This is a genomic window from Vibrio sp. A1-1, assembly GCF_021728175.1.
GTDB lineage: Bacteria > Pseudomonadota > Gammaproteobacteria > Enterobacterales > Vibrionaceae > Vibrio > Vibrio diabolicus.
Window position 1 is genome coordinate 153320 of sequence record NZ_JAKKCL010000002.1, and the last position, 17174, is coordinate 170493.

The window sequence follows — 17174 nt, forward strand, 5'->3', positions numbered from 1 at the left end:
ACACGAATCGAAAAATTAGCGGCGGCTCGCTTGTTTGCGCAGTTCGAAATCAAACTCATCAGGAAACAAAACCACCCCTTCTTCATTTTGATTTGGGAATACAACAACAGATAATTCGTCATCTTCTAGACCAGATGTCCAACGACTGTGCCACTTGTTTAGAGAGATCGCTTCTGGTTCGCAATCCTCCCAATCACCATTCGCCCATTGCAAAGCAAACTCTTCGTTTGGCCATACTGGTACACAATCATCATCTTCTGTATTTAACATGACACAGCCATGTTCATCTTTCAGAATCCAAACTTTACGATTCGCCACAATCTCTTTTACGCAGTACTTTAAACGTTGCTCTTCGTTGTAACGATTGATGGTATCCATCTGCTCTTGGGTCAGTTGCTCAGACATATTCGTCTCCTATTTCCCATAGAAAAATGCCCGCAGCTAGGCGGGCATTTAAAGTATATGCTAGAAAATTAAGCTAGCTCAGTTTGAAGCCAAGGCCAACCTTGCTTCTTACGGCTTAGCGTGTTTTCCATCATTAGCATGCCGTCTTTTTCGTGCTTAACAAGCTTCTCAGCCCACTCACCTTTGTATAGAAGACGAGTTTGAGCAGTCGTGATGTCTGTTAGCATTACAGCAGCAAATGCAAGGTTGTCTTTTTCGCAACGCGCTTCTAGATCCGCTTCTAGTGCTTCGATCATACCGTCAACTTGCTCTAGTGTTGCAAGCTCAACCTGACCTACTACTACGTCACGACCGTTGAATGGGTAACCTTTAAGGTCTTTCTCAACAAGCTCAGCAGCAGATAGACCTTCGATGTTTGTCTTAGCAATTAGAAGATCTTTAGTGAATGCGTCAACATCTTGTACGTCTGCGATTACCGCTAGCTCAGCAACGGCATCTTTGTCTTTTTGTGTACAAGTTGGAGAAGCGAAGCCTACTGTGTCAGATAGAATTGCTGACATCATTAGCTTAGCGATTTGTGGAGTAATCGCGTGACCTTCAATCTTGAACATGTTGAATAGAACAGTGTTGGTACAACCAACAGGCCAGATCCATGCTTCCATTGGGTTTACTGTCATCACGTCACCTAGGCGGTGGTGGTCAACAATACCCGCAATTTCAGCTTCTGCGATATCGTCTGGTGCTTGTGCTAGATCTGAGTAATCTACTAGCCAAACGGTCTCACCCGCAACTGATGTGCGAAGCTCAGGAACTTCAGCGCCAGCAACTTCTAGGATGTGCTGAGTTTCACGGTTGATTTCGCCTTGGCGAATTGGCATAGCTTCAACGCCACGCGCTTTTAGAAGTTCAGTTGCAACGAGTGCACTACAAATACTGTCACTGTCTGGGTTCTTATGACCTACAACTAGAATCATGTTTCTTCCTATTCAAGTCAATTTTATACGCCGCCTAATACAGTTAATTAGGGCGTGTTTGCTCACAAAGGCCGATACTTTACCTGATTTCAGAGAGTTTGACACGAAGAAAAGTTCACAATGCTATTGCGAATAAATCTCATTTACATATAATGATAATTATTCCTATTTGCATTTGAGTAAACGATGAACGCGACCCAATTTTTACACTCTGCACAACAGTTGTTTCAGCCTACTCAGTTTCGTTTAGCTTATAAGCGATTGCTGATCCCTATCGTCATGCTCATTTTGCTAGGCAATGAAAATACACGAGACGTTGCCGTACAGACGCTATCCGACTCATTCTGGGCGGTGTCATGCTATGTTGCCGCCACCTTGGCAATATATCATTATCTTTCAAACTTTATGTCGAAAACCAATCGAATTACTGAGCTATACCATCGCTCGCGTAATCATCAGGTTTTCTTTGCTTCTTTATTGGGTGCTTTGCCTGGCTGTGGTGGCGCTATTGTTGTGACAACGCAATTTATTAGTGGTCGAGTAGGATTTGGTGCGATTGTCGCAGTACTTACTTCAACAATGGGTGACGCTGCCTTTTTGCTTCTCGCCGCCAAACCTAGTGTTGGGTTAGGCGTGGTTGGATTGGGCATTATCGTGGGTACTCTTTCAGGGTTGGTCGTTAATGCTTTTCATGCTGATAACTTTCTCCGCCCAGAACCAAAAGAAGCGCCTCAGACACATGCTTGTTGCCAACACCAGACAGACCGTCACACGCCACTTGAACAACGTGCAATCAATCTGCAAGGCGCGTTTTGGAAATGGCTTATTGTGCCTGCCAGCGTCGTTGCTGTGTTAATGTCTTTCCAAATCGATATTAATCAGCTGTTGTCTTTGCAGGCTAATACCATTGAATGGCTGGGCGCTATCTTCGCGGTGATCACAATGTCGTTGTGGGCGATGACAAAAGAGCTCGGCGATTATCAGTCAACGGTCTCTGAAGATGAAAAAATTGTGGACTCACACCCGATTCAAAAAGCAGCCCAAGATACGAATTTCGTCAGTGCTTGGGTGATCGTGGCGTTTCTGGCGTTTGAACTGACGACCTATTTTTCTGGAATCAATCTCGTAGAAACCTTTTCTCATTGGGGGATATGGATGCCATTAGCTGGCTTAGCCATTGGTATGCTACCTGGTTGTGGTCCGCAAATTTTAGTCACCAGCCTGTACATCTCTGGTGCAGCCCCACTTTCGGCGCAGCTGGCAAATGCGATTTCCAATGATGGTGACGCCCTATTCCCCGCCATTGCTATGGCACCGAAAGCCGCTTTGGTCGCGACTATTTATTCATCCATTCCTGCTTTTATCGTTGGATACGGGTATTACTTTTTATTCGAGTTCTAACGCTCAGGACGTCAAAACGAAAAAGGAGCCACAGTAGGCTCCTTTCTTGTTTTTATAATCGAACGATTTGGTTCACGTTATGCCGTAACGATCGCTTTCGCATTTAACCCTTTATCAACGCTAACCATTAATAACTGACAAGGTTCTTGGTTTAGCTTTTCTCCTGTCCAGTAATCATACCAATCCATCGGTTGATCAGACGTCAGCGTAAATTCCATCGCCCCGTAGCTGGCATAGTTAAACAAGCAGTGAAGGTCATTCTTCGTCGTTAGTTTTAAAAACGCATGATTTAAACTCAAAGCCGTGAACTTTGCTGACTCTTGGTTACGTTGTTGACGTAGCATGAGCTTAGCCAATGTCTTCTTTGCAAATGGCGTAATCTCAGGGAGCGGATCGCCAGAAAGCAGCAAACCACCACACGCCAATAACACCGTGCGATGAAATTCATACTCTTCTCTGGATGCGGCTTGATTAGCTAATGACGTGAATGTCGCGCAATCCGGATCAATTTGCCACAGTTTTCGATGCTGCCAACTACGGTAAAAGGTTTCTTTGGCTATCTGCTCGAAACGACGACTATGGCGTTCTACGTCATCAGAAACACGCATTGCATCCACAAGCCCTAGAGATGGCCACATTGGCGCGTTGCAACCTAAAAGCCACGCATCACCAGCGCCTTTAGCAATCGCTTCCATTCCTAAGCGATACGCCTCAACGCCTGTAATACCAGATTGTTTACGCACACCTTTCAAGGTGCCCCAATAGTTCGCGTCTAGCTTGAACAATTCAACGCCCCACTCTTGTCTCATGACAGAGACCACATTCGTCAGATGGTCTTGCACTTCTGGATTTGAGGTATCGAGTATGTACCAAGGCGTGCAGCGCCAACCACCGTATGTGACATCTTCTGCTTTAAGTAAGCTTCCATCTTTGTGACGAACAAACCACTCTGGGTGTTGTTTGAAGATCTCCGACTCAGGTTGAGCAATAAAGGGTGCCATCCAAATTGCCGGCTTTTTGCCTTTTGCACGGATACTATGAATGAGCTCTTTCACACCACCAGAAAACTTATCCGATGGGATTAACCAATCGCCCATAAAGGCTTGATAGCCATCATCCAGAAGTACCCACTCTAGGTCTTCAAGCTTATCTTGCATGCAATCAACGTTCTGCATGATGTTTTGCTCTGTCACGTCTGCGTAGTAGGCATACCACGAACACCAACCGACAGGCGCATCTTGTGTCACACCTTGGCGAACAGGATGATGCTCTGCAATCATCTCTCCATAGATTTGATAAAGCTCAGACAGAGATTGGCCGCAGAGTACCGCCACGGATTCAAGTTGATTACTTTCCCAATCCGCCACTTGAGTAAACTCACCATCAATCGCGGCCGATAAAACCCAATGTCCATCACTCAGTACAACATCAAAATAGCCCGCAAAACGGTGACATGAAGTAAAGCCAAACAAGGTATAGCCAGCCGAGCCTTCCACCACTAAATAGTTGTAGTAACGCTTAGGGGCATCTTTGGGATAGATTCGATAAGAAGGGTTGTTGTCTGGACAGCGACCAATATCAACGGGATAGCTAACCGTTCCCGCTGTTTGCGCCAGCATTTGGAAGCCATCGCCAATCACATTGGCCTCGTGCTCGTATAAAAACGGCATCTCAAACAACACTTCACGGTCGGTAAACGTTTTATTGTGAAGCCCAGCAAAAGAAAAATGTAATTGATTCCCCTCAACTTCAACTTGGAGGTCTTTGTTATTCACAGTGATCTCAATGTGATTTGCCAATTGAATGCTCTGAGCCATAAAGAGTCTACTCACTTAATTATTATTGTTTAGCTTGGTTCATTATCCCCTGCTTGTCCCACCCAATTCGTTATCAACGTCACGAATCCTACTGTCGTTTAGCGTCACAAATTTATTATTGAGATAACGCTCACTGAAATTTTGGTTAAAAAAATACCAGCCCGAAGGCTGGTATTTCGATTGATGTGAATTGCATTAATTAAGCAACTTCGATTGGACCACCGAATGAAGTCACTGGCGGTACTTTGCCGGTGAACTTCTCGAAGTCTACGATACATGTGTTCGCAGAAGTCGCCTGCGCAAGTTCAGAAGAGCCAATGTCTTGCGTTAGCGTGTTAGGGTCACCGTAAGTACAGATTGCGCCCTCTTTCTCGTTTAGAGGACCGTACCATGCACCTTCTTCGATACGAATAACGCCACGTGGGTAGCTGTCAGTAAGAACAGCACCAGCTAATAGCTGACCACGACCGTTGAATACGCGCACTAAGTCACCGTCTTTGATGCCTTTCGCTTTCGCATCCGCTGGGTTGATGTAAACAGGCTCACGACCTTGCACCGCGTAAGTTGCACGGAACTCTTCAGATTCACACATCTGAGAGTGCAGACGCTTGTCTGGGTGACAAGACTGCAACCAGAATGGGTATTTATCTGAACCAGGGCCACCGTGTGAACGCTCTGATTTTTCGAACCACATTGGGTGTTCTTGACAGTGTTCGTAGCCGTAACGGCCGATCTTACGAGACGTGATCTCGATGAAACCAGACGGCGTACCTAGTGGGTTAAGCTCAGGGTCTTTACGGAAGTCCGCATGACGAACCCAAGGTTTACCTTCACCGAAGTCTAGTACGCTCTTCTCCCAGAACTCGTTGAATTCTGGCATTTCAAACTTACCTTCGTTCGCTTTCTTACAATCGTTGTATAGGCTTTCGATCCATTCCATCTCGCTCATACCACGAGTGTATTCTTCGCGGCGACCAAAACGCTGAGTTAGTTCACTCATGATTTGGAAGTCAGGCTTAGATTGGAACAATGGATCGACGAGACGATGCATTGCAATCAGACCTTTGTTCGAGTATGAACCGTATACGTCGATGTCGTTACGTTCCCATTGCGTACACGCAGGTAGAACGATATCCGAGAAACGACATGTTGCAGTCCAAGCAAACTCGATCGTTACAACCGTTTGAAGTTTGCGGAACGCTTTCTTCATACGGTTACGATCTTGATGGTGGTGCCATGGGTTACAACCCGAGATCACCATCATCTTGAAGTCTGGCAGTTTCACTTTACCGCCGTTGTAGTTGATCTCTTTGCCTGGCTCAAGCAGACAGTCGATCCAACGTGCAACTGGGATAGTACGGCTGTAACCGTTAAAGTCGTTGTTGTCCCACTTCGGCTTCATACCTTGGTCAAGGTTACGAGGGAAACCACCAGGGCCCGCGAAACCAGTTGAAGGTACACCGATACTTGAGTAGTGGTGACCGTAAGAGATACCACCGCCAGGTAAACCGATTTGACCAACCATTGCCGCAACCACAGCCGCCGCCCAGTATGGTTGCTCACCGTGCTCTTGACGCTGGATACACCAACCCATCAGGATCTGTGTACGGCCACTTACTAGCATACGCGCGAATTCGCGAATCTTGTCCGCTTTCACGCCACAGATAGCCGCAGCCCACTCTGGTGTTTTCTCTACTTTATCTTTTGTCTTACCTTGAACGTATTGAATAAACTCTTCAAAGCCTAGACAGTAAGTATCAATGAACTTCTTATCGTACAAGTCTTCGTTGTACAGTACGTGCGCCACAGCAAGCATGAACGCTACGTCTGTTAGCGGGTTGATGTACAAGTGATCGTTCTCTAAGTAACGCTGAGTCTTGTTCTTCACTGGGTCTACAGACAGAACGTTGATCTCACCTTTCGCTACTTTTTCTTTTAGTTGTGCTAGGTACTTGAACGACTCATGCGTTTCACAGTTCCAACCTACTTGAAGGTTTTTCACTGGATCGTTAGCCCAAAGAACGATGTTGTCAGAGTTCTCTAGGATTTCAGACCAAGACGTACCTTGTGCGTAAACTTCGGTTGAACCAAGTACGTAAGGCATGATGGTTTGACCTGCACCCGTCGAGTAGTCACCTACTTTCGTGATGAAGTTGCCGTGCATACCCACTGCACGTTGCATGTGCGCGGTACAGTTGTTGAATGAACCTGTTTGGTTCCAACCCGTTTGACCTGCGTGTAGCGCCCATGGACCGTAGTCTTTTTGAATACGTTCTAGTTCGCGGTAGAACAAATCTAGCGCTTCATCCCAAGTCACGCGGATGAAACGGTTGTTACCGCGAGTATCCGCGCTGTATTTATGTTTCTTCAACCAATCTAAACGAACCATTGGGTAACGCACACGTGAAGGGCTGTAAATAATGCCCTTGATGCCGTTTAGCATTTCAGTTGGGTTTTTGTCTAGCTCTAGCGGTTTGATCTCTTGAACTTTACCCGCGTAGATGTGGGCGCGGAACGCGCCCCAGTGAGAACCTGTTACTTTCCAAGTACCTGTCGTCTCAACAGCATTGGCAGAGGCGGACGCCAATAAGCTAGGACCAATAACTGACGCTGCACTTGTGGTTGCTACACCTTTAAGAAAACTTCTTCGTGTAATAGCCATTTAAATTACTCCAATCCGACGCTTATTAGTGATGACCTTCAGCATAATCTGAAGAGTGTTTCTGTAGATACTTCAAGATCAGGGCTTCACTGTCTGTATCTAGGTTAACGAACGCCAACATACCGTCGAACATACCTGGCCAGGTGTTCGCGTCGAAGTGCGCTTCCGCAGGTTGAGTGTGACATACAGAACAATTGGTCTTGTACGCTTCACGAGATTTTTCCCAAACAGGATTGATGTCGTTCAGCATAGACTCTTTCTTAATCCATACTTTCGCCGCGACTTTTTCCCAAGGAAGGCCTGTTAGCTCATCCACTTTTTTCTCACCAGTCGTCACAATGTTGCTATCTGTCGCTGCTTCTTTCATCAGAGACGCAGTCGCAATGTTCTTACCGAAGTCTTCTTGAATTACGCGACCAAAGCCTTTCGCTTTACGCCAGCCATCGATTTCGATTTCAACAAACTCGCCTTTGTCTTCAAGAACTTTAACGGTCGATGCTGGGTTAAGAAGACCGGCTTCTTTAGTGCCTTGTGCATCAAAGTAAATAGGTAGGTGACGAACACTCACTAGTTGCTGACCTACTGAGTAATCTGTATTTGAAGTCATACCTTCTAGGTCACCCACGATACCGCCGATGCTGTCCATACCTGCTGGCAGGTTATGCGCGATACCTTTATGACAGTCAACACAGCTTTGATCTTTCTCTGCTGCTTGCTTCATTTGGATACGAGCGGTTGGGGACATTTGCTCGAAATCCATCGATTCGTAGTTGTGGCAGTTCTTACACTCTAAAGATTTGTTTGCCGAGAAACGATCCCATTCGTGTTTCGCAAGTTCGATACGACGCTCTTCGAAAACACCAGGTTCATCGTAGTTGCCAAATACCTGTGCAAATACCTCTTTAGATGCCTGCATTTTACGAGCAATTTTGTCTGTCCAGTTATGAGGAACGTGACAGTCAGGGCAAGTAGCACGAACGCCTGAATGGTTTTTCCAGTGAACCGTTTCTTGCAGCTCAACGTACACGTTGTCACGCATTGTGTGACAACTAATACAGAATTCTTCTGTGTTGGTTGCTTCTAGAGCGGTGTTAAAGCCACCCCAAAAGATAACACCAGCAATGAAGCCGCCCATAGTCAGCACACCTAGGCTGATATGTACAGCTGGGCGCGTCATGGTACGCCACAGTTTAATGATTAATGATTTCATTATTTGCTCTCTTAAAATCTTTTCAAAAGTGTGGTTATGAGCTCACAGGCTTACATGCCGTGCGCGCCTGGAGGTCCAAAGAAGAACACTTGCAACATCCAAACGATGAACCCGTAACCGCCGACAAAAGCCACACTCAGAATTGGGAAGAGAACAACTGCAATGAAGAGGAACGACTTCCACTCCAGGGAGCGTTTTTCACCACTCTCAATTTTATTAACATCACTCATACATTTGCCTATTTTGTATCTAGTGTTATTGAAAAGCCCGCGTCACCAAGCTTAAGTTTTTTACAATCTCTAATGGAAAATGTTAGACCATACTAATAGTAAGGTTCAATCAAATAAGAGCTCTCAGGCCTTGTAATTCAACACTTTTTTGAGCTCATCCAGAGATGTGATTGATTGATGTTATTTATTAAAAAACATGAACAGATGTGACAAAATAAGTCTTTTAACCAATTGTTAAAATGACAACATTTACCAAACATAAGTTACATTTGGATAGTAATTAACGGGTCATAAATTGGCTTAAAAACCCGTCAAAAGATAATCAATTGTGAATAAAATGATGCGAAATAATGACAAGAATAGCGCTAAAGGTTTACGTTGAGAACATCAAAAAATGCACATTGATGTTCATATAAAGGAGGAGCTTAGTTACAATTATTCGCGGATTTTCGAGGAGCGATTATGGATAGCGTGGTGGATATAAGTTGGACCAAACTGGCATTGTTTGGTCTGATTTTGTTGGTTCCCTTCTTTATTAATGCCCGCTACAAATTAGGGATTGCGAAAGACACAATAATTAGTGTTATTCGTATGACACTTCAGCTCATATTGATTGGCGTGTATTTAGAATATCTTTTTCAATTAAACAGCTTACTTGTCAATATACTTTGGCTTGCCATCATGTTACTGATTGGCGCAAGCTCAATTGCAGGAAAAGCTCGCCTGCCTAAAAAGCCACTTATGCTTCCTCTTCTTACAGGCTTAACCTGTGGTCTAATTCCACTTCTTATAGCGATTACCGCAGGCCTAGTGCAGCCATCCCCTATTTACAACGCCCAGTACATGATCCCACTTGCGGGCATGCTATTGGGTAACAGCTTAAGTAGTAACATCATCGCACTGCAGAATTTATTTACGGCTTTTGAACAGAGACAATCAGAATACGAGGCTGCTATCTCACTTGGTGCCTCTCCTCGTTATGCATCATTCCCCTTCATTCAAGAGGCCCTTAGAAAGTCACTTGCTCCAACTTTAGCCTCTATGGCCACTACAGGGCTGGTTACCTTGCCAGGCATGATGACTGGTCAAATTCTAGGTGGCGCAAGCCCGATGGTTGCAATTAAATATCAGTTGGTGATTATGCTGGCTATTTTCGTCATGTTGAGTACCTCCGTCGCTATTACGCTGGAGATGACACTGAGCTGGGTACAAACGAAAGAAGGCCGGATCAAAATAAAAATCCAACAACCAGAATCTACCAAAACTCATAGATAGTTTAAGCGTGTGCACAAAGCCAGTTGAAGGGCTTGTATTATCAAGTCAAACGCACTTTTAACTGAATCACTCATCTATTCTTTCAACATTCATCAAGACGCTTTCTGGAGAAAAGTCAGACAGAATTCTCTCGAGTATAAGCCTCTAATTTTATGAAATTTTCTTTGCAAGTTTAGATACGCACGGCCTTTGAGACAGGTTATCCACAGAAAATGTGGATAAACACCCCAAACCCATACGCAACAAGAAACATAGCAGCATAAGTGATCAATCTAATCGTCATGCTTTGATCACTTGCCTGACATATTCTAATTTTAGAGTAAAGATAGTGACCACAAACTTGGAGAGACGTACATGGATGTCTTAATGATCAAAGAAAATTACGATGAACTCCTATCCGATGCACCTCTGGACTGGCTCGTTCAAGAACCAAAGGAAGTGACTTCTCATTGGCTCCCAACCGATTTTGGCATCAATGAAGAGCTGATTTAACTCGCTCGATTTGTGTGAAACTTATCGACATGAATAAAAGAAAGGCGAACCATTTGGCTCGCCTTTCTTTTATTCTTTTAGATTTATCGTAAATGCTTGTCTTCATCACGTAGATAAATCATCCAATACCACATACCAACGAATACACCGCCACCAATGATGTTCCCTATCGTTACAGGGATAAGGTTATTTACGATGAACCCCATCATGTTTAAGTCCGCATAGTTTGCAATATCCGCCCCTGTCATTTGCCAAAATGCTTCCGGTGCAAAATATTTGATTCCAATCGCCATGGGTACTTGGAACATGTTCGCAATACAGTGCTCGAAACCTGCCGACACGAACATAGCTACTGGCAGAATCATGACCGCTATTTTGTCAGTTAATGTACGTCCACTAAACGTCATCCAAACAGCAATACACACCAGCACGTTACACATGATGCCAAGCGCAACTGCAGCAAAGAAACCATGGTGCAATTTATGTTGAGAGATCGCCATCGCGTTGAGGCCAACTTGGCCGTGATCAAACATATACTGCTTGGTGACCAACATGCATGCTACCAACAAAAGAGCACCAACCATGTTGCCGAAATAAACCACAAACCAGTTTTTGATGAGCGCTTGCCACGAGATCTTTCCACTGGCTCGCGCTACCAATGTTAATACTGAGCTAGTGAAAAGCTCACCACCTGTAACGACAACAAGAATCAAACCAAGGCTGAAGGCTAGGCCACCGATTAGCCTGGTAATACCCCATGGAAGGTCGCCTGCACCGGTTGTCACCGTGGTGTAAAAGATGAACGCAATACCAATATGAAGTCCGGCAGAAATAGCCAATAAAAAAGATTTGATCGGTGCTTTAGTTGCTTTACCTACCCCCACTTCAGCCGCGCGTTCCGCAGCCTGAGGCGGTAATAGTGAGTCAAACTGATTGAAGTTCATTGTGGTGTAACATTTAGAAACAATTAAAGAGGCGCGGATAATCGCTCCATTTCCCTACTTTTTCAAGCGCTATTTGACATGTTTACTAAAAATGTTGTTATCGAGAGATCAACCAATAAAGGTCAACTATCATTCGCAATCGTAACTATCATTGATACTTAACAAGTATTCGGCCTTTCGAACAAAGATCCTGCGTTATATCAGCCTGATAGCGCCATACTTAACACTTCTTATCGTTTAATGTTGCTCAACTCTTCTTTTCAGACTAGCTTGGTAAAAAAAGCGTAAAGGAATCATTTATGAAATATTCAGCTGAACATATCGCCGAATTGAACCTACTTCTTCAGTTCGACTTAAGTAGTGCTGCAACTGGTATTAAAGTTCATACAGACGCGTCAGAAGAAATGCAGGCAGCCGTTGCTCGTCTATACGAGAAGCAACTTTGTACACAGCCTGATGGTGGTTATTTAACAGATGAAGGTATTGAAGTCGCAGAGCATGCGGATAAGATTTTAAGAGTCCTTTCTGTGTAATTTGAACAAAAACGCCACCGAATTCGGTGGCGTTTTTTATTGGTCCCTGCATTTTGTTCCTGCCGAAACCTGCGGTGCTAATCGTTTTTTCATTTTGCTAAATGGCTGAACCTTGTCGTACAACCAATTAAAGCCTGTGGCATAAAATAGGAAGAACACTAGGAAGCCAGCTTCCAACAACAGAGCTTGGAGAAGCGTAATTTCTAAGAACCAAGCAATGACGGGTATAGAGATAAAGATCAACCCTCCCTCGAATCCAATTGTATGCCCAAAACGCATCGCTAAACTTCGTTTAGTTCGATTGCTTCCAAACCACTTATCAAAGTACAAGTTGTAGATGTAATTCCACACAACGGTATACATGCTCAACCCAATCCCAACTAACGCGAGATCACTCGATCCCTTTCCGGTGATCAATGAAGCCGCTGGCACAATGATCGCGAGTGCGATTAACTCAAAAAGTACTGCATGAAAAATTCGTTCGTTACGAGTCATATTTCTCTGTCCAAATAGTTCTACTCAATGCTTAGAATTTTATCTATTATTCAGATAACAAAAAGTTAGATACCATCGGCAAAAGCGATATGTTTACCATCGAACAACTGCAAGCTTTCATTGCTACATCAGAAACCGGATCATTTTCAGGCGCGGCAAGAAAACTGGGGCGAGCTCAATCCGTAGTCAGCCAACACATCATAAATATGGAGGTCGACTGTGGTGTTGATCTATTTGATCGCTCTGGTCGATATCCGAAATTAACCGAGAGTGGCCTCGCGCTCATACCTTATGCACAAGCGGCAATCAGCCAACTAGACCGATTGAACAACAGAGCATCACAGCTTTTTTCAACACCAACTAATAAATTGGTTTTAGCCATTGATGAAGGGATTCCTCTGACTCGCTTGCCCGACGTGCTAAAAAATTTAGAGCAACGCTTTCCACACTTGCAAGTTGAATGCTTAACAGCTTCAAGTCCGGATATCATTGAATTGGTCAAATCGGAGCGCGCCACTACTGGGATTATTTTGAGTGACTTACAAATGCCAAGACATATCGATTTCACTAATCTTGGTAACATTGCGTTCGATGTCTATGTCTCTTCAACACACGCTCTGGCACAGCAACGCGTCACTCACATTGATCAACTCAAACAACATCGTCAACTGGTCATACGCTCCAAAAACGCAGAGCCATGTGGTCTCAATCAAGCATTCAGCCCGGATATCTGGTACGCTGATAACTACTATATTTTGTTGGAATTAGCGAATAAAGGGTTTGGTTGGTGCTTTCTTCCAGAGCACTTAGTCGCGTATTCACCGAACACACTGAAAAGAGTTGGGGATGATTTCACAAAGCTGGCTTGGCAAGTCAATGTTGACCTTATTCAACATCAGAAATGGCATTCAGATCCCCTCCATCAACAAGCCAAAGCAGAGCTGCTCAATCTATTCGAGCAGACATAAATAAGTAAGTAGGAAGACCCAAATGGCAAATACATTGATCGTAGGTGCAGGCTGGCTCGGAACTCCGCTAGCAGAAACTTTGATGAAAGACGGACACCACGTTGTCGTTACTCGTCGTAACCAAGCTCGGTTAAACGAGTTACCCGCTTCATTAACTCACTCCGCATTATTCGATTTTAATCAACTTAACGCGGCGAAACGGCTAGATGAGTTGCTTAAGCAACATCAAATTACTCACGTTGTCGGTGCTTTTCCCCCTGGTTTTCGTAAAGGACGCGGACAAGAATACGCTCAGCAATGGCAAATGCTCGCCAACGCAGCAAAGCAAAACAACGTTGAAAAGCTCGTTATGATTAGCTCTACAACGGTGTATCCCAACCTAGCTTCTGATATGGAAGAAGCAGATGCGTCACTCTCTTTAGCAGCCGACAGCCCTTATTTCTCTGACAATGCACGTATTATGCTACAAGCCGAGCAGCATGTTATCGACTCTAATATTAGCTTCGTCATTATGCGTTGTAGCGGGCTAATTGGCCCAGATAGGCACCCTTCTCGCTTTGCAATGAGACTAAAACAAGTCAGTCGTAAAGCGCCTGCTAATATGCTTCATCAAGATGATGCGGTATCGGCGGTCAAATTTGCTTTAGATAATTTAAGCAACCAAGTTATTAACGTGACCACACCGCATACCGTCAGCAAGGCGGAGTTCTACCAAGCCGCTATAAATAAGAGCGAAAGTGAGATACCTCTTCCACCAGTCACAGAACAAACAGATAAGCGCATTCTCGCAGACAAACTACTCTCACTTGGCTATCAATTTCATTTCAACTCAACTTTGGACGCGCTATGAAACTCTATCGACACATAGAAACACTTTGGGATTACATGCAACTCAAACATGAGCTGAAACCCGCAGACTGTTTGTTTGTGATGTGCAGTAACGATGTGCGTGTAGCAGAGCATGCAGCAAATCTGTACCACCAAAAGTTAGCGCCTTTGATTGTATTTTCAGGGGGAGAAGGTCGTTTTACCGATGGACTGTTTGAAAAAAGCGAAGCGGAAACTTTTGCCGAGATTGCCAAGATGTCAGGTGTGCCCAGTGAAGCAATTTTGCTCGAAACTGAATCCACCAACAGTGGAGAAAACGTTCGCTTTACTGAGCAGCGATTGAAAGAGGAAGGAAAACATTGCTCATCGTTTATTCTGGTGCAAAAACCATTTATGGAACGCAGAGCTATAGCGACATTTGAAAAACAGTGGCAGTCACCCTACTCCCAGCTCCAAGTAAGCTCTACGGCTCATCCGTTTTTTGAGTATATTAATGAAGACATGCCATTAATGATGGTGCTAGAAGCACTAATGGAAGATTTCTCTCGTGTAAAAAGCTATCCAGAGAAAGGATTTCAAACCGAGCAGAACATCCCTCAGCAAGTCGAATCGTCTTACCAGGTTTTGCTAGAGAGATTTGGTTTTGACTTAGTCTAAGCCCTTTCTAGCAGACAAAAAAAGCCACCGATTACGGTGGCTTTTCTGTATTAATACGGATTATTTACCGAGTGCTTCTTTGTAATGCTGACGGCACACGGAGACATATTTGTCGTTACCGCCGATCGCAACTTGATCGCCCTCTTTAATCGCCACGCCATGTTCATCGGTACGAATAACCATATTCGCTTTGCGACCGCAGTGGCAGATCGTTTTGAGCTCAACCAACTTGTCTGCCCAAGATAACAGGTACTTACTGCCTTCAAAAAGTTCGCCTAGAAAATCGGTGCGAAGGCCATAACACAATACTGGAATATGCAGTTTATCAACAACTTCAGTAAGTTGGTAAACCTGCTCTTTCGACAAGAACTGACACTCATCAACAAGAATACAGTGACGTTTCTCAACCTCATTCAGAGCTGCGATCTCTTGATATAAATTGGTATCCTGACGAAACAAGTGTGCGTCAGATTGAAGACCAATACGAGAGCTCACTTTACCGACACCAAAGCGATCATCTAGTGCAGCCGTAAAAATAACTGGTGTCATGCCGCGTTCTTGATAGTTGAAAGAGGATTGAAGAAGCGTTGTTGATTTACCCGCATTCATTGCTGAGTAATAGAAATACATCTGAGCCACAGAGCATTACCTAAAGTTAAAGTTTTAATTTATGGAAATGGAAAATAAAAGGGCTGAATTATCAGCCCTTTAAAATTGAAAATTCAATTACTTACGACGCCACGTTGTGCCTTCTGGACCATCTTCCAGAACAATGCCCATTTCGGTTAGCTTGTCACGAGCCATATCTGCATTCGCCCAATCTTTCGCAGCGCGAGAGTCGTTACGCAGCTTGATAAGAGCTTCGATTTCAGCCACTTCATCATCGTTACCTGCATCACCTTTTAGGAAGGCTTCTGGATCTTGGTGAAGAATACCGATCACATCTGCTAGTTCACGCATTAGCGCACCTAGCTCGCTCGCTTTCTCTAGGTTTTCTGTTTTCAGACGGTTAACTTCGCGCGCCATGTCGAACAGAACTGAGTACGCTTCTGGCGTATTGAAGTCATCGTTCATCGCTGCTGTAAAGCGAGATACATACTCTTCACCACCAGCAGGAGCAGCATTTAGATCCAAACCACGTAGAGAAGTGTATAGACGCTCAAGCGAAGCGCGTGCTTGGTTTAGGTTCTCTTCGCTGTAGTTTAACTGGCTACGGTAGTGACCAGACATAAGGAAGTAACGAACCGTTTCTGCATCGTAGTGACCAAGTACGTCACGGATAGTAAAGAAGTTGCCTAGAGACTTAGACATCTTCTCGCGATCTACCATCACCATGCCACTGTGCATCCAAGTATTTACGTACTTAGTGTCGTGTGCACAGCATGATTGCGCGATTTCGTTTTCGTGGTGTGGGAACTGAAGATCAGAGCCGCCACCGTGAATATCAAAGTGATCGCCTAGGATTGAAGAGTTCATAGCAGAACATTCAATGTGCCAGCCTGGACGACCAGGGCCCCATGGTGATTCCCACGTAGGTTCACCTGGTTTAGACATCTTCCAAAGTACAAAGTCTAGTGGGCTGCGTTTGGCTGTTTCGACATCAACGCGCGCGCCCGCTTGCAACTGATCCAAATCTTGTTTAGACAGTTTGCCGTATTCGTCAAACTTGCGAACCTCAAACATTACATCGCCATTATCCGCAACGTAAGCAAAACCACGTTCAATCAGTTTTTGAACAAGTTCGATGATTTCTGGAATAAACTGGGTTGCACGAGGCTCAATATCAGGACGCTTCATGTTTAATGCGTCGAAGTCTGCGTGCATTTCACCGATCAAGCGCTCAGTCAGTGAGTCACAAGACTCACCATTTTCAGCCGCACGTTTGATGATCTTATCATCGATGTCTGTGATGTTGCGTACAAAGGTTAGATCGTAACCTAGGTAACGAAGGTAACGTGATACCACGTCAAAGGAGACAAAAGTGCGACCGTGACCGATGTGACAGAGATCGTAGATGGTAACTCCACAGACATACATGCCGACTTTGCCAGCTGTAATTGGTTTGAATTCCTCTTTCTGTCTTGTGAGTGTGTTATATATCTTTAACATGATCTCTATCTATGATTGTGAATGAATAAAAGAAGGTCGAGTATATCAACTCCGACTTGGTTAGGTAATAGCAATTAACCGATAAAACGATAATCGGCTAAACTTCAAGCACAAAACGAAGAATTTCCTCTTCCTGAGTTTTTAAAGCACTAGAACTTAGGCTAGAATCTCGGG

At 44.4% G+C, this 17174-nt stretch carries 17 protein-coding genes; 7 read left to right on the forward strand and 10 right to left on the reverse strand.

Features of this window, described 5'->3' with window-relative positions; translation table 11 throughout:
* Nucleotides 1-15: 15 nt before the first annotated feature.
* Both L3V30_RS04745 and L3V30_RS04750 read right to left on the reverse strand, forming a co-directional pair.
* Nucleotides 16-405: a DUF2750 domain-containing protein gene (locus L3V30_RS04745; protein WP_012841946.1), complete on the reverse strand. Its 390-nt coding sequence runs from the start codon at nucleotides 403-405 to the stop codon at nucleotides 16-18.
* A gap of 68 nt (nucleotides 406-473) precedes the next feature.
* Nucleotides 474-1379 carry a manganese-dependent inorganic pyrophosphatase gene (locus tag L3V30_RS04750; RefSeq protein WP_005393312.1) on the reverse strand — a complete coding sequence of 302 codons (906 nt, stop codon included), beginning with the start codon at nucleotides 1377-1379 and terminating at the stop codon, nucleotides 474-476.
* A gap of 186 nt (nucleotides 1380-1565) precedes the next feature.
* On the opposite strand from L3V30_RS04750, the gene L3V30_RS04755 reads away from it, so the two are divergent.
* Nucleotides 1566-2780, forward strand: coding sequence for a putative manganese transporter (locus L3V30_RS04755; protein ID WP_237308454.1), 1215 nt, complete (start codon nucleotides 1566-1568; stop codon nucleotides 2778-2780).
* A gap of 77 nt (nucleotides 2781-2857) precedes the next feature.
* On the opposite strand, the gene L3V30_RS04760 is transcribed toward L3V30_RS04755, so the two are convergent.
* The 4 genes from L3V30_RS04760 to torE all read right to left on the reverse strand — a co-directional run bounded on the left by L3V30_RS04760 (nucleotide 2858) and on the right by torE (nucleotide 8699).
* Nucleotides 2858-4597 carry an alpha-galactosidase gene (locus L3V30_RS04760; RefSeq protein WP_237308455.1) on the reverse strand — a complete coding sequence of 580 codons (1740 nt, stop codon included), beginning with the start codon at nucleotides 4595-4597 and terminating at the stop codon, nucleotides 2858-2860.
* Between the two features lie 199 nt (nucleotides 4598-4796).
* Complete coding sequence (torA, locus tag L3V30_RS04765; protein WP_041156583.1) at nucleotides 4797-7259, reverse strand: trimethylamine-N-oxide reductase TorA; 2463 nt, start codon at nucleotides 7257-7259, stop codon at nucleotides 4797-4799.
* Nucleotides 7260-7284: 25 nt separating this feature from the next.
* Complete coding sequence (torC, locus tag L3V30_RS04770; protein WP_006742852.1) at nucleotides 7285-8469, reverse strand: pentaheme c-type cytochrome TorC; 1185 nt, start codon at nucleotides 8467-8469, stop codon at nucleotides 7285-7287.
* A 50-nt stretch (nucleotides 8470-8519) separates the two neighbouring features.
* Nucleotides 8520-8699 carry a trimethylamine N-oxide reductase system protein TorE gene (gene torE, locus L3V30_RS04775; protein WP_005378141.1) on the reverse strand — a complete coding sequence of 60 codons (180 nt, stop codon included), beginning with the start codon at nucleotides 8697-8699 and terminating at the stop codon, nucleotides 8520-8522.
* 462 nt (nucleotides 8700-9161) lie between these two features.
* On the opposite strand from torE, the gene L3V30_RS04780 reads away from it, so the two are divergent.
* Nucleotides 9162-9974, forward strand: a complete 813-nt coding sequence (locus L3V30_RS04780) for an ABC transporter permease (protein ID WP_182036701.1) — start codon at nucleotides 9162-9164, stop codon at nucleotides 9972-9974.
* A gap of 366 nt (nucleotides 9975-10340) precedes the next feature.
* Nucleotides 10341-10466, forward strand: coding sequence for a hypothetical protein (locus tag L3V30_RS23950; RefSeq protein WP_254903806.1), 126 nt, complete (start codon nucleotides 10341-10343; stop codon nucleotides 10464-10466).
* Nucleotides 10467-10549: 83 nt separating this feature from the next.
* Here the strand turns inward: L3V30_RS23950 and focA are convergent, their stop codons facing one another.
* Complete coding sequence (focA, locus tag L3V30_RS04785; RefSeq protein ID WP_005393324.1) at nucleotides 10550-11410, reverse strand: formate transporter FocA; 861 nt, start codon at nucleotides 11408-11410, stop codon at nucleotides 10550-10552.
* Between the two features lie 299 nt (nucleotides 11411-11709).
* Here focA and L3V30_RS04790 point away from each other — a divergent pair, with 299 nt between their 5' ends.
* The gene (locus L3V30_RS04790) at nucleotides 11710-11943 is read left to right on the forward strand and encodes a TIGR02647 family protein (protein ID WP_005378148.1); all 234 of its coding nucleotides are present in this window, start codon (nucleotides 11710-11712) and stop codon (nucleotides 11941-11943) included.
* Nucleotides 11944-11979: 36 nt separating this feature from the next.
* Here L3V30_RS04790 and L3V30_RS04795 read toward each other — a convergent pair whose 3' ends face one another.
* Entirely contained in the window at nucleotides 11980-12438 is a 459-nt protein-coding gene (locus L3V30_RS04795; protein WP_237308456.1) for a PACE efflux transporter, read from the reverse strand.
* A gap of 89 nt (nucleotides 12439-12527) precedes the next feature.
* Here L3V30_RS04795 and L3V30_RS04800 point away from each other — a divergent pair, with 89 nt between their 5' ends.
* Genes L3V30_RS04800 through L3V30_RS04810 form a run of 3 tightly spaced genes read left to right on the forward strand, consistent with a single transcriptional unit; the run spans nucleotide 12528 to nucleotide 14891 of the window.
* Complete coding sequence (locus L3V30_RS04800) at nucleotides 12528-13406, forward strand: LysR family transcriptional regulator (protein ID WP_005390908.1); 879 nt, start codon at nucleotides 12528-12530, stop codon at nucleotides 13404-13406.
* A gap of 22 nt (nucleotides 13407-13428) precedes the next feature.
* Complete coding sequence (locus tag L3V30_RS04805; RefSeq protein ID WP_161445668.1) at nucleotides 13429-14256, forward strand: NAD-dependent epimerase/dehydratase family protein; 828 nt, start codon at nucleotides 13429-13431, stop codon at nucleotides 14254-14256.
* The gene (locus L3V30_RS04810) at nucleotides 14253-14891 is read left to right on the forward strand and encodes a YdcF family protein (protein WP_104969280.1); all 639 of its coding nucleotides are present in this window, start codon (nucleotides 14253-14255) and stop codon (nucleotides 14889-14891) included. Before L3V30_RS04805 ends, L3V30_RS04810 begins: the two co-directional genes overlap by 4 nt.
* Before the next feature lie 60 nt (nucleotides 14892-14951).
* Here L3V30_RS04810 and L3V30_RS04815 read toward each other — a convergent pair whose 3' ends face one another.
* Both L3V30_RS04815 and cysS read right to left on the reverse strand, forming a co-directional pair.
* A complete protein-coding gene (locus L3V30_RS04815) occupies nucleotides 14952-15530 on the reverse strand; it encodes a thymidine kinase (RefSeq protein ID WP_005378154.1) in 579 nt (192 codons plus the stop codon).
* A gap of 87 nt (nucleotides 15531-15617) precedes the next feature.
* Nucleotides 15618-17000, reverse strand: coding sequence for a cysteine--tRNA ligase (gene cysS / locus L3V30_RS04820; protein WP_005390902.1), 1383 nt, complete (start codon nucleotides 16998-17000; stop codon nucleotides 15618-15620).
* Between the last annotated feature and the right edge of the window lie 174 nt (nucleotides 17001-17174).